The following is a 12,098-nucleotide window of genomic DNA, read 5'->3' as shown; positions in this document are numbered from 1 at the left end:
TTAAACACCCTTGATAATTCGGAATCTTTAAGATTTTGAGCTATTTTTGCAGTTCTTATCAAATTGCTGTGGAAACCCAGGAACTCATTTTCAATCCGGCAGATATCGCAGAAACGCTGAGCGAACTTCCCGTTAAAGAACGGGTTTTGTCGTTCCTGAAAGTTCCGAAACAGTACAAAGCGGAAGTTTTTTCGCACCTTGATCCCGATTTCCAGGAAGATACGATTAGAAATATCGGCAGCGAAGAGGTTTCTGAAATTCTGAACGCAATGACTCCGGATGACAGGACTGCACTTTTCGAGGATTTTCCCGACGAACTCATCAAGTATTCCATCAACCACCTCAATCCTCAGGAAAGGAGAATTGCCCTAAAACTTTTGGGTTACGATGCGGATTCCATTGCGAGGTTGATGACGCCGTACTACATCCAGATCCGAAAAGAATGGACGGTGAAAAGGTGTCTTCAGCAAATAAAAAAAGTCGGCAAAAAGGTGGAAACGATGAACCACCTTTACGTGGTCGATGAAAGAAACCGCCTGATCGACGACATCGCACTCGGTTCGCTGCTTCTGGCGGAAGAGGATGATCTGGTCTCGGATATTACCGACAATCATTTTGTGGCGATTACGACGACAACTTCCAAAGAGGACGCGGTACAGTATTTCGAAAAATATGACAGAACCGCACTTCCGATTGTTACCGAAGCTGGAGTTTTGGTAGGGATCGTAACGATCGACGACATTCTCGACCAGATCGAACAACAGAATACCGAAGACATCCAGAAATTCGGTGGGGTTGAAGCGCTTGATGATCCCTACATTCAAACCCATTGGTTCGAAATGATCAAGAAGCGTGGACTTTGGCTGATTGTGCTTTTCTTTCTGCAGCTGATCACTGCTTCTGTCATGGGTTTCTACGAAAATGAAATCGAAAAAGCTGTGGTTTTGGCACTCTTTATCCCGCTGATTATTTCCAGTGGCGGTAACTCCGGTTCGCAGGCGGCAACGCTGATCATTCGTGCGATGGCGCTTCAGGAAATTACGATTAAAGACTGGTGGAGGGTGATGCGCAAGGAACTGGTGACAGGATTTGTTCTCGGTGCTTTTCTTGGGATTATCGGTTTCCTCAGAATCATGATCTGGCATAAAATGGGATGGTTTGATTACGGTCAGAATTGGCTTTTTGTGGGGATAAGTGCTGGAATTTCTCTAGCAATGATCGTCCTTTGGGGAACGCTTTCGGGTTCGATGGTTCCCTTTATTCTGAAAAGGTTCAACCTTGATCCTGCAACTTCTTCTGCGCCGTTTGTCGCTACTTTGGTGGATGTGACCGGACTGATTATCTACTTCTCGATTGCCGGACTTTTCCTCACCGGAAAATTATTGTAAAAGCAGTTTCGTTTGTTTAATGATTGTTATCTTTGGATTTTCGAGATTTCCTCATGAAAATTATTTCACTGGTTCCGAGTATTACAGAGACGCTTTTTGATTTTGGACTGACCAAAAATCAAATTGTGGGAAGAACCAAATTCTGCATTCACCCGAAAAATTTGGTGAGAGAGGTAGAGGTCATCGGTGGTACAAAAAACCTGAACATTGAAAAAATAAAGTCCATCAACCCCGATTTCATCATTGCCAATAAGGAAGAAAACGAAAAATTACAGGTAGAGGAACTGGCAAAAGATTTCAAAGTTTGGGTGACCAACGTCGGGAATTTAGAAGACAATTACTATTTCCTGAAAATGTTGGGCAACCATTTGGGAATGGCGGAAAAGGCGCAACTCTTCAATCTGAAAATTCAGGAGGTGATGAATGTTGCTCCGCCAAAAACTCCACTAAAAGTTTGTTATCTGATCTGGAAAAATCCCTATATGACGGTTGGTGGAGATACATTCATTAGTGATGTTCTAACGAAGCTTGGGTTTGAAAATATTTTTAAAAACAGAAAAAGATATCCCGAAATTTCAGTGGAAGAAATGAAGGAAGCGGACTGTATTTTTCTTTCTTCGGAACCGTTTCCCTTTCAGCAAAAACATATCGACGAATTACAGGAATTGCTTGCGGGCAAGAAAATAATGTTGGTCGATGGTGAAGCTTTCTCATGGTTCGGAACGCATTTGGCGAAACGCGAGAAGTATTTTGATGACTTGCTAAAAATTGTTGCCACAAAACTTTAATCAAAAATGCCAGGAAATCGAAGATTCGACGTAGTCAATGCACGAATTACAAATACTCGTGCATTGGTGGCAATCCATTTTGGAAGTACTTTGAGCTTAATATTGGCTAAATCTTCGCCATTTCCTGTTTAATTCTTTCCTGCAAACCTGCACTCGCCGCAACCAGTGGAAGTCGCAGATAATTCTTGATGATTCCCTTTTCTGCCAAAACAGTTTTGATTCCCGCAGGATTTCCTTCCGCGAAAATCAGTCGGGTAATTTCGACCAACTTGTTGTGGATTTCGTATGCTTCCTTCACTTTTCCGTCGAAAGCGAGCTGCACCATTGTTGAGAATTCTTTCGGGTAACCCTGTCCGATTACGGAAATCACACCGTTTCCACCGGCTAAAGTTACCGGTAAAGTATATTCATCATCTCCCGAAACGAGATTGAATCCTTCAGGTTTTTGCCTTAAAATATCAAAGTACTGCAGAATGTTCGGTGCAGCTTCCTTGATCATGTACAGGTTCGGGAAGTCTTTTGCCAAACGCAGCGTTGTAGACGGCTCGATATTTTGCCCCGTTCTGGATGGAACATTGTAGATGATGATTTTCTTGCCAGTTCCCGCCAAAATTTTATAATGTTGGTAAAGTCCTTCCTGATTGGGTTTGTTGTAATATGGCGACACAGATAGCACCGCTTCGAATGCGGAAAGATCGGTTTCCTCGATCTGTTTTTTTACTTCCAAAGTATTGTTTCCGCCGATTCCCAAAACCAGGGGAACGCGTCCGTTGTTGATCTTCACGATATGTTCGGTTACCTGCTTTTTATCTTCTGCTGAAAGTGTTGCAGCTTCTGCGGTAGTTCCCAAAACCACGAGGTAATTGGTCCCGTTTGCAATATTGTAATCCACCAGTTTGGTCATTGAATCGTAATCAACCGATAAATCCTCATTGAAAGGCGTTACCAACGCAACACCCACTCCTTTTAAAATGCTCATTTTTAATTGAATTAATGTTTTCAAAATTACAAAATTTAATGAGAGAATTTGTGAAAAAAAAAGACAAGTTTATATTCATATCTTTATATTTGCAACTCAAGATTTTATCTAATGAAGAACAGATTTCTGATTCCTGTTTTGGCTTTCCTGGCGCTCACTTCATGCAGAACTGCTTTGTCGGTCGCGAATGCAGCTACTGAGAAAAATATTTTATTGACCACGGATTTGCCTGAAGATCCTGCTTTTAAAAAGGTCATCGAACCGTATAAAGTGGAGCTTGAGGGAAAGATGAATACAAAGATTTCGTACACCGCGGTGGATTTGAACAAGCAGGGAGACAACAGTAACCTTGGAAATCTTTTGGCGGATTACACCTTTGAAGGTGCGGATGACTGGGCGAAGAAAAACGGAATTCCTGGCGGAGTTGACGCGGCAGTGATCAATGTGGGCGGAATCCGTTCCACGATTGGTAAAGGCGATATTTTGATGAAGCATATTTACGAAGTAATGCCGTTTGAAAATGAAGTGATGATCGTAAAAATGAAAGGTTCAGATCTGAAGGGGCTTTACGATTATTATGCCAGAACACAGAAAAACAATCCTGTCTCCCGACTTTATATCGAGACCGACAACGGAATGTCGGTAAAGGAACTCATCAACGGGAAGGAAGTGGAGCCGGCGAAAAATTACTATATCGCGACATCGGATTATTTGGCGTTAGGTGGCGACAATATGGCTTATTTTGGTAAAGGTGAGCTGATCTCGACAGGAATAAAGTTGAGGGAGCTCTTCATCGAAAAATTCCGAGCGAATTCTGAAATCGTACCTCCGAAAGATATCCGCCTACTTTTTAAAAACAAGAAAAACAAGACCAATGAATAGAAAGCAATTCCTGAAAACGATTGGTGGCGGAACTTTGGCGATGACACTTGTGCCGAATTTGCTTTTGGCGGAAAATCTCAAAATTGTCGAGAAGAATTCCGCAAAAAAGTTGACTATTCTTCATACCAATGATCAGCACAGCCGGATTGAACCGTTTGATTCGAGCTACAGCAGAAATCCAAATCAGGGAGGTTTTGCAAGAAGAGCCGCTTTGATTCAGAAATTCAGAAAAGAAGAAAACAATATCCTCTTGCTCGATTCGGGCGATATTTTTCAGGGAACGCCGTACTTTAACTTTTTTGGTGGCGAACTGGAATTCAAGCTGATGTCGATGATGGGATATGACGCCGCGACGATGGGGAACCACGATTTCGACAATGGTTTGGAGGGTTTTAAGAAAGTATTGCCCAATGCGAAATTTCCGTTCATCTGCTCCAATTATGATTTTAAGAATACCATTTTAGATGGGCAAACCGTTCCTTACAAAGTTTTTGACAAGGGTGGAATCAAGGTTGGGATTTTCGGTGTCGGAATCGAATTGGCAGGTTTGGTTGGAAAGAAAAGCTACGGAGAAACTGTCTACCAAGACCCAATCGAGATTGCACAGCATTATGCGGATCTTCTTCGAAACGAGAAGAAATGCGACATGGTGATCTGTCTTTCGCACCTTGGCTACGAATTTAAGGATGTTCCGACCAAAGTTTCAGATAAAATCCTCGCTGCGAAAACAAGCGGTATCGACCTGATTTTGGGAGGCCATACTCATACTTTTTTACCTGAACCGCAATCCTTTACCAACAAAAATGGGGCAAATGTTTTGGTCAACCAAGTAGGTTGGGCGGGACTTCTTTTGGGGAAAATCGATTTTTATTTCGATAAAAACAAAAACGTGAAAAATATTTCATGGAGTAACCATGTTATAGATGATAGAATTATAGTTTAAAAGATGATGAAAAAAATACTTCCTTTTTTATTGATAGTTTGCTCGGTACATGTCTTCGCACAGACTATTACATCCAGCAGATGGAGCGACCTGTTTTCTTACAATAATGTTTTGGCAATTCGTGAAGATAATGGAAAATTGATTGCAGCCACGGAAAATGGGATTTTCTTTTACACACCGGCAACAGGCGAAATCACCAAGTTATCGAAAGCGAACGGACTACATGAAGTAAAGATTACCGCATTTGACTATAATCCTGCAACAAAAATTGGTCTCGTCGGCTATAAAAGTGGCGCGATGGATGTAATTACACCTGAAGGTATTACCTATGTTGTTGATATTCCTATAGCAACTGGTTATTCGGGTTCCAAAAAGATCAACCATATTTCGATTAATGGAAATTTGGCGGTAGTTTCTGCAGGTTACGGAGTTTCTGTTTTTAGACTGGACAGAAAGGAATTTGCAGAATCCGCATTTTTCATCAATAGCGGAATTTACGAAGCTGCGCGAGAAGCTGTAATTAGAGACAATAAAGTTTATGTAATAACAGCAACAGGATTAAAATCTCACGAAATTGACGTTTCATTTCCTGTTTATTCTACATGGAATCTAGTTCAGGCAGGAAATTTCACACATATTGCGGGTAACAGCGAAATGTTGGTTTTTTCAAATAAGAATTCAGTTTATTACGGAACGGGAGCTTCTTTTGTCACTTTGACTAAAAGTTTCTGGGAAGTAAAAGACATTGTAATCACTGATTCCGATTTCACTGTGAGCGGATTGCAGGAAATTACTGTTTTTAATTTTTCTGGTGCGAGTATTAAAGAGAGGACAGGTTCCCCTATTTACAATACGGGAATATATGTTGATTCGAAAATTTATGGAGGATCTGTAGATTCTGGTATAATCAGTGATTCCGGAGAACATATAAAACCAGACGGACCTTATAATAATATGTCTTACAAAATCAATGTCCAGGGAAGTCAAATTGTAATTTCAACTGGAGGTAGAGATGCGTATAATGATCCGCTTTACAATTATTTTGGATATTATCATTTCGATGGCACAAAATGGATATATCCTGATTTTTTTAAGACTTTTCCAGGACCACTCAATGTATTGGACGCCGCAATTAATCCGGCAAAACCATCTGAAATATTTTTTGTAAACTACTCTTCTTATGATGGACAGAAAGGAATATACAGAATGGAGAATGATGAATATAAAAATATTTATGCCAGTTCTGGAGGTTGGGTGAACCGTGTAGGAGGAATAACATTTGACGAAAATAATCAGCTTTTTGTATCAGTTTCTGCTCTCCAGGATGGTAATTCAGGATTTTATTATTATAATCCTTCACTTGACAGTTTTAGTTTAGTGGGTGTTGTGAATTCCGGTGCTGTACAGCGACCTTTTTCCAAAGAGGGAATTTTGTTCATACCTTCACCATTTTTTAATGGAGGCGGTTTAATTATTTATGATTACAAGAATACGCCGTCCTCATTGGGAGATGACAGGTTCAAAATTATTCGTAAAACCAACAACCTTCCTGCAGACGGAGTTGTAGCTGCAAGTATCGATAAGAATAACGATGTTTGGATCGGAACCAGGGTAGGTCTCCGTATTTTGCAAAACCCCTCATCTGCAATCAATGAAGACAATCCTAAAGCAGAACCTATTATCATAGAAGAAAATGGCTTAGGTGAAGAATTGTTTAGAGACAGCAGCATTCTAAGTATCGAAGTTGATGGAGGGAATCAGAAATGGATTTCGATTGATGATGGCGGTGTCTTTTACCTAAGTTCGACTGGAGAACAAACAATCCATCATTTTACAAGAGAAAACTCACCGTTGCCAACCAACAGCGTGACCGATATTAAGGTTGATAATAAGACAGGGAAGGTCTATTTCGTTACATTAGATGGTGTCGTAGTTTACCAAGGAGATGTGCAGGATGTCTCGGAAAATTTCGGTGATGTACTGGTTTATCCAAATCCCGTTGTGTATTCCAAATACAAAGGGAATGTAAGAATTAGGGGATTGGCTGAAAAAACAAATATCAGAATTACGGATGCGGCCGGAAATCTCGTTCACCAAGCCGTATCGAGAGGTGGTTATTATGAATGGAATCTCAATAACCAAAGAGGAGTAAGAGTAGCTTCAGGAATTTATTTTGTTCTGATGACCAACGCCGATGGAACGGATACTGCAACAGCCAAGATTGCAGTAGTAAATTAATGGAGAACAGGGATTGTTTCCTTTTGTCTTATGTAAAATATGGCGACTATGATGCCGTGCTTCATTGCTTCTCTAAAGAAAAAGGGTACGGAAGTTTTTTTGTTAAAGGGATTTATTCGCCAAAGAATAAGAAGAAGCCATATCTTTTTCCTTTGAGCCGTTTGAAGATTTCTCTTGCAATTCCCAATAAGGATTCTTCGGCAATTTCAACAGTGACGAAAATTGACGGAATTGTTCCCGAATACGCTGTGGATGATGTAAGACTCAGCTCTGTGCTTTTCTTTGTTGCAGATTTCCTCAATCAGATCTTGCGGGAAGAAAGTCATTTTCCCCAAGCATTTCAGGAAATTGAATTTTTCTGTAAGAAGATTCAGGATAATAATTCTGGTTTATATATAATCCTGTTGTTTAGATTCCTGAGAATTTTGGGGATTTCGCCTCTATTTCAGAACAGCAAATATTTGCATTCGGAATCCGGAACATTCACTGACGAGAATTCTGCTCAGGTATTTGATGAGGATATTTCTAATATCTGGAAGAAACTTTTAATCGCAGATGATCCTTACCAAGAAAAGCTAACACGCTCTGAAAGAAATCTGTTTCTGGACTCCCTAATCATTTATTACCAGTGGCATTTTAACGGCTTTAAAGTGCCAAATTCATTGTCGGTATTGCGGGATATTTATTCCTAAAGTTTACTGCAAAAAAAGCTCCCTAAAAAAAGGAGCTTCTATATTATTTTGCAAAAATTTACCGAGGATCAGGTGCTTCCGTAGTTTTATACACTTGGACGTTAAAAATAAAACTCCTGTTTCTGTAGGAAATCCCCGTGTAATTGAAATGCGGGTCCCTCGCAAACGCCGCTCTGGAAGGAACAATAATTAGTCCCTGAAGATTGTAGTTAGTTTCATCAGGAATATCAAACGACTTAAATTTCATCAGTCCCTCTTTGAATCCCTCTATTTCATAATAACTTCTCTGTTTCTGGATATCAGTGGCTCCCGCTTCCAATACTATTTTCTTTACGTAAAAATAAGATGGGTCTACTTCAGGCATTCCGGAGATTGCAATAGGGTTGGAAAAATTAGCGGGGCTTCTGAATTTTACTTTATCACTTTCGTTAGTCGCCACATAAGTAGTACTCACTCCCATAAGTCGAATAATGTCTGAAGAGCCGATCGTGGTCCCTGGATTCGGTTGTGCTCCCGGTCTTACTACATATACAACGCCAGAAGGCAGTGTAATTGGATTAAGATTAGCAAGTTTCACATTGGTGGTATCTCCTTCTTTCAATTCCTCTACTTTTCCTTTTGCATTAAAATAGTGGGTTTGCAAAAATTCTACTGCGGCTTGGTCGTCATAACTGTTTTGGGTTTCAATACTTACTTCCGGCGCGGTTTCGTCTACAGGGGTGTCCTTTTTACAAGAAATAAGTGCTATGGAAACCACGGCAAGAAACAGAAATGGTTTTTTCATATTTAATATTATCATTAAATTGCTAAAATTTTTATGGGGCAAAAGTATAAATAAATTATGAGAATTGATAAATTTTTATGGTGCGTGAGGTTTTATAAGACGCGGAATATTGCCTCTGAGGAAATTAAGAAGAACAGGGTGTCGATTGCAGGTCAACCCGTGAAATCCTCAAAAGAAGTTAAAGTGGGGGATGTTTTAGCCGTCAGAAAAAACCAAATAACTTATAAGTTACTCATTTTGCAGATCCCGGCAAACAGATTAGGGGCAAAGCTCGTACCGCTATATATCGAAGATCGTACTGAGAAAGAGCAGTACGAAATTCTCAAATTACGGAAAATTTCGCAGGATTACTACCGCAACAAAGGGGAGGGGAGACCTACCAAAAAAGACCGCCGAAGTATGGAAGACTTCATCAGCAGCGATAATTTAGCTGAAGATAGCGACTGGGATTTGTTTTTCAGCGATTTGGATTCAGATTCTGAAAGTGAATGAGAGCGACGATCTCGTTCACAATTTCTTCAGGAGTCTTCCCGTCGGTATCGACAATATACTTGGACTGATTGTAATAAACGTTTCTCTCGAAAAGATGTTTCCCAATAAATTCAGGCAGATCAGCATCTGGTATTTTCGCGATTAGCGGTCTTTTTTCTTTGTGCTTTAAAAGGCGTTCTGTCAAACTTTTTATAGATGTTCTTAGAAAGATGCTTTCCGAATTTTGGTTAATCAATTCCATATTGTCGTAGTAAGCAGGTGTGCCTCCTCCTAAACTTATCACAAGGTTTTCCGGTGCGTGCAAAATATCACCTAAAACGGCTCTTTCTTGCTTTCTAAAGTAAATTTCACCTTTTGTGTTGAAAATTTCGGAGATTTTCATTTTATTTTGACTCATAATTTCCCTGTCCAAATCGATTAATTTACAGTTTAATTTTTTGCTCAAAATTTTGGAAATGTGTGATTTACCGCTTCCCATATAACCAATGACAGAAATTTTCATTTTTGAATTTTTCACAAATTACTAAAAAAATTTTGAGATTTTAAAAAAAGCGCTATCTTTGCACCACTTTTTAAACAAGTGATGAGGCGGCATTCTTAAAGTCTTCCTCTCGCTGAAAAAAGTGGCCGACCTGGTAGCTCAGCTGGTAGAGCAATACACTTTTAATGTATGGGTCCTGGGTTCGAATCCCAGCCAGGTCACAAGCAAAAATTCCGTAGGTTTTACGGTTTTTTTTTGCCTGCGTGGTGAAATTGGTAGACACGCCATCTTGAGGGGGTGGTTTCCTACGGATGTGCTGGTTCGAGTCCAGTCGCAGGCACGAAATGAATGAAAAATTAATAATGAAGAATGAAGAATTTTTCGTTTATTAATTTCAAAAAAATAAATTGTTAATTCTTAGTTTTCAAATTATTAATTAACGATGACCTGGTAGCTCAGCTGGTAGAGCAATACACTTTTAATGTATGGGTCCTGGGTTCGAATCCCAGCCAGGTCACAAATTTACTTGGAATAGTAAATTTTTTTCATATTAATATTTTGTGATTTGGTGTTCAAGAGCTCTCTTTTGAGGGCTCTTGACGTTTTTGTCAGCCATCAGTCAAGATGCATGTTGTCAATCAGCCGTACCTCGCCCACAAAAACTACGATGAAGGCGCGATAATTTTGATCTTTGTAAAAAAAATCTGTTTCCTTTAGCGTTTTCTCATTCGCAATTTCGAAGTATTCGAGGACCATTCCTTTCTGGTTTTCAAAAATGTCTTTCACACGTTGGTTGATTTCAGGGATGGTCAGTACTCGGAACCAGTCGTTCACTTTTACCAAAGTTTCGTGGATTACTTTTGCCGCTTCTTTTTGTGAAATGCTTAACCGCTCGTTTCGGGAACTCATTGCAAGTCCGTTTGCTTCTCGATAAATAGGGACTCCGTGGATTTTTATCGGCAAGCTGAGGTTTTCGGTAAGTTTCTTGATGATGAGAAGTTGCTGGAAGTCTTTTTCGCCAAAGTAGGCGTTATCTGGTTTTACTTGCCTGAAAAGCTCTTCGACCACCGTTCCGACTCCGTTGAAATGTCCAGGTCTGTGTTTGCCTTCCATTTCCGTCTCAAGTCCACCGAAGTTGTATTCCTTACTTTCTATACCATTTGGATAAATGTCGGCAACTTCGGGGATATATACAGCGTCAACCCAACCGGTTTGTTCCAGCATTGAGATGTCTTTCTCAACATTTCTGGGGTAGGTTTCCAAATCTTTCTGGTTATTAAACTGGGTAGGATTCACAAAAATTGAACTGATGACCAAGTCATTTTCTTTATGTGCGGCTTCGTATAGGGAGAGGTGTCCTTTGTGGAGTGCGCCCATTGTAGGTGCAAACCCAATTTTTTTTCCCATTTCTCTCTGTCGCTCAATATAATTTGAAAGGTCTTTGCGGTTTCTGAAAACTTCCATCGTTTATTTTAATGTAATGTAAAAATAGAAAAATCTTACAGAAAACAAGCGTGATCAACTGGAATTTTCTTTTATTATTCTTTTTTTCTTTGCCCGTATTAAAAAATGTTAATTAGAAAATATTAGTTTAAAATTTTGTAATTTTGCACTGCAGTATATTCTGCGCCTAACTAAGAAGTACGAAGAATTTATGCCGAACCAAAAGATATTATATGTAACCACAGAGATGTTTCCTTATCAGGAAGACAGCAATATGGCGACAATGGTGAGTAAGATGGCGCTTAAGATGCATCAGGAAGGCAATGATGTTCGGGTTTTTATGCCAAGATTCGGACAGATTAGCGAAAGAAAGTTTCAGCTCCACGAGGTGATTCGTCTTTCGGGAATGAATATTATTATTAATGATCTCGATCAGCCACTGATTATAAAGGTGGCGTCACTTCCAGGGGAGCGGCTTCAGGTATATTTTATCGATAACGAGGAGTACTTCAAGCGAAAGCAATATTATTTCGATGATGAAGGGAAACCTTTCGAAGATAACGATGAGCGGGCAATTTTCTTTGCACGGGGAGTTATCGAAACCATCAAAAAATTGAACTGGGTGCCGGATGTTATTCATCTTAATGGATGGATGGCTGCGTTTGTTCCTATTTACCTGAAAACTTTCTATAAGACAGATTCATATTTCAATGATTCCAAAATAATTCTCTCCGTTTATAATGAGGAAGACGCAGCACTACCGGACACTGTTGAAGAAAAAATGAAATTCGACAATATTCAATCCCTAAAAGCGTTTAAAAAACCAACATTCCATAAGTTCGTTGCAGAAAGTATGGACATGGTAAATGTGGTGGTAAAAGGCGACGAATTTCTTCATGACGATTTAGGGAAGGCTTTCGACAAGACCAAAACCGAGAAATCCGAATACCTAAGTGCGGAATCAATCGATCAACTGTATTAAATCAAC

General features: G+C 39.8%; 12 protein-coding genes and 3 tRNA genes. 11 read left to right on the top strand and 4 right to left on the bottom strand.

All coding sequences use genetic code 11. From position 1 onward, the window contains the following. Window positions 1-35: 35 nt before the first annotated feature. Together mgtE and MTP09_RS10540 are read left to right on the top strand one after the other, a co-directional pair. The gene (gene mgtE / locus MTP09_RS10545) at window positions 36-1,388 is read left to right on the top strand and encodes a magnesium transporter (RefSeq protein ID WP_243548367.1); all 1,353 of its coding nucleotides are present in this window, start codon (window positions 36-38) and stop codon (window positions 1,386-1,388) included. Window positions 1,389-1,441: 53 nt separating this feature from the next. Further along, a complete protein-coding gene (locus MTP09_RS10540) occupies window positions 1,442-2,176 on the top strand; it encodes an ABC transporter substrate-binding protein (protein ID WP_243548366.1) in 735 nt (244 codons plus the stop codon). Between the two features lie 106 nt (window positions 2,177-2,282). On the opposite strand, the gene dapA is transcribed toward MTP09_RS10540, so the two are convergent. Continuing rightward, window positions 2,283-3,155, bottom strand: coding sequence for a 4-hydroxy-tetrahydrodipicolinate synthase (gene dapA / locus MTP09_RS10535; protein WP_243548365.1), 873 nt, complete (start codon window positions 3,153-3,155; stop codon window positions 2,283-2,285). A 111-nt stretch (window positions 3,156-3,266) separates the two neighbouring features. Here dapA and MTP09_RS10530 point away from each other — a divergent pair, with 111 nt between their 5' ends. From MTP09_RS10530 to recO, 4 genes are read left to right on the top strand one after another with little or no spacing between them, the layout of a single operon-like run. Beyond that, the gene (locus MTP09_RS10530; RefSeq protein ID WP_243548364.1) at window positions 3,267-4,037 is read left to right on the top strand and encodes a 5'-nucleotidase C-terminal domain-containing protein; all 771 of its coding nucleotides are present in this window, start codon (window positions 3,267-3,269) and stop codon (window positions 4,035-4,037) included. Next, window positions 4,030-4,980: a bifunctional metallophosphatase/5'-nucleotidase gene (locus MTP09_RS10525; protein WP_243548363.1), complete on the top strand. Its 951-nt coding sequence runs from the start codon at window positions 4,030-4,032 to the stop codon at window positions 4,978-4,980. The genes MTP09_RS10530 and MTP09_RS10525 overlap by 8 nt, the downstream gene beginning before the upstream one ends. Window positions 4,981-4,983: 3 nt before the next feature. Beyond that, window positions 4,984-7,218, top strand: a complete 2,235-nt coding sequence (gene porZ, locus MTP09_RS10520) for a type IX secretion system anionic LPS delivery protein PorZ (protein ID WP_243548362.1) — start codon at window positions 4,984-4,986, stop codon at window positions 7,216-7,218. Continuing rightward, the gene (gene recO, locus MTP09_RS10515) at window positions 7,218-7,910 is read left to right on the top strand and encodes a DNA repair protein RecO (protein WP_243548361.1); all 693 of its coding nucleotides are present in this window, start codon (window positions 7,218-7,220) and stop codon (window positions 7,908-7,910) included. Before porZ ends, recO begins: the two co-directional genes overlap by 1 nt. A 58-nt stretch (window positions 7,911-7,968) precedes the next feature. Here recO and MTP09_RS10510 read toward each other — a convergent pair whose 3' ends face one another. Further along, the gene (locus MTP09_RS10510) at window positions 7,969-8,694 is read right to left on the bottom strand and encodes a hypothetical protein (RefSeq protein WP_243548360.1); all 726 of its coding nucleotides are present in this window, start codon (window positions 8,692-8,694) and stop codon (window positions 7,969-7,971) included. A 57-nt stretch (window positions 8,695-8,751) separates the two neighbouring features. Here MTP09_RS10510 and MTP09_RS10505 point away from each other — a divergent pair, with 57 nt between their 5' ends. Next, window positions 8,752-9,186, top strand: coding sequence for an RNA-binding S4 domain-containing protein (locus MTP09_RS10505; protein ID WP_243548359.1), 435 nt, complete (start codon window positions 8,752-8,754; stop codon window positions 9,184-9,186). On the opposite strand, the gene MTP09_RS10500 is transcribed toward MTP09_RS10505, so the two are convergent. Next, on the bottom strand, window positions 9,152-9,688 hold the full coding sequence (locus tag MTP09_RS10500) for a shikimate kinase (protein ID WP_243548358.1): 537 nt from the start codon (window positions 9,686-9,688) through the stop codon (window positions 9,152-9,154). The two genes, MTP09_RS10505 and MTP09_RS10500, sit on opposite strands and share 35 nt — an antisense overlap. 127 nt (window positions 9,689-9,815) lie before the next feature. On the opposite strand from MTP09_RS10500, the gene MTP09_RS10495 reads away from it, so the two are divergent. The 3 genes from MTP09_RS10495 to MTP09_RS10485 all read left to right on the top strand — a co-directional run bounded on the left by MTP09_RS10495 (window position 9,816) and on the right by MTP09_RS10485 (window position 10,184). Continuing rightward, window positions 9,816-9,888: transfer RNA gene (locus tag MTP09_RS10495), tRNA-Lys, on the top strand. A gap of 36 nt (window positions 9,889-9,924) precedes the next feature. Further along, window positions 9,925-10,007, top strand: a tRNA-Leu gene (locus MTP09_RS10490). 104 nt (window positions 10,008-10,111) lie between these two features. Then, window positions 10,112-10,184 (top strand) — tRNA-Lys (locus tag MTP09_RS10485). A 98-nt stretch (window positions 10,185-10,282) separates the two neighbouring features. Here the strand turns inward: MTP09_RS10485 and panC are convergent. Continuing rightward, entirely contained in the window at window positions 10,283-11,131 is an 849-nt protein-coding gene (panC, locus tag MTP09_RS10480) for a pantoate--beta-alanine ligase (protein ID WP_243548357.1), read from the bottom strand. Between the two features lie 190 nt (window positions 11,132-11,321). Between panC and MTP09_RS10475 the strand changes: the two genes are divergently transcribed. Beyond that, a complete protein-coding gene (locus tag MTP09_RS10475) occupies window positions 11,322-12,092 on the top strand; it encodes a glycogen/starch synthase (protein WP_243548356.1) in 771 nt (256 codons plus the stop codon). The last annotated feature ends 6 nt before the right edge of the window (window positions 12,093-12,098 follow it).

The organism is Chryseobacterium suipulveris (assembly GCF_022811685.1).
Lineage (GTDB): Bacteria > Bacteroidota > Bacteroidia > Flavobacteriales > Weeksellaceae > Kaistella > Kaistella suipulveris.
This window is presented reverse-complemented; position numbering and strand designations above follow the sequence as displayed.

Bases quoted from the DNA above. Each gene is read 5' to 3' on its own strand.
- MTP09_RS10540 (WP_243548366.1), top strand. From the start codon at position 1,442: ATGAAAATTATTTCACTGGTTCCGAGTATTACAGAGACGCTTTTTGAT.
- dapA (WP_243548365.1), bottom strand. From the start codon at position 3,155: ATGAGCATTTTAAAAGGAGTGGGTGTTGCGTTGGTAACGCCTTTCAAT.
- MTP09_RS10530 (WP_243548364.1), top strand. From the start codon at position 3,267: ATGAAGAACAGATTTCTGATTCCTGTTTTGGCTTTCCTGGCGCTCACT.
- MTP09_RS10525 (WP_243548363.1), top strand. From the start codon at position 4,030: ATGAATAGAAAGCAATTCCTGAAAACGATTGGTGGCGGAACTTTGGCG.
- porZ (WP_243548362.1), top strand. From the start codon at position 4,984: ATGATGAAAAAAATACTTCCTTTTTTATTGATAGTTTGCTCGGTACAT.
- recO (WP_243548361.1), top strand. From the start codon at position 7,218: ATGGAGAACAGGGATTGTTTCCTTTTGTCTTATGTAAAATATGGCGAC.
- MTP09_RS10510 (WP_243548360.1), bottom strand. From the start codon at position 8,694: ATGAAAAAACCATTTCTGTTTCTTGCCGTGGTTTCCATAGCACTTATT.
- MTP09_RS10505 (WP_243548359.1), top strand. From the start codon at position 8,752: ATGAGAATTGATAAATTTTTATGGTGCGTGAGGTTTTATAAGACGCGG.
- MTP09_RS10500 (WP_243548358.1), bottom strand. From the start codon at position 9,688: ATGAAAATTTCTGTCATTGGTTATATGGGAAGCGGTAAATCACACATT.
- panC (WP_243548357.1), bottom strand. From the start codon at position 11,131: ATGGAAGTTTTCAGAAACCGCAAAGACCTTTCAAATTATATTGAGCGA.
- MTP09_RS10475 (WP_243548356.1), top strand. From the start codon at position 11,322: ATGCCGAACCAAAAGATATTATATGTAACCACAGAGATGTTTCCTTAT.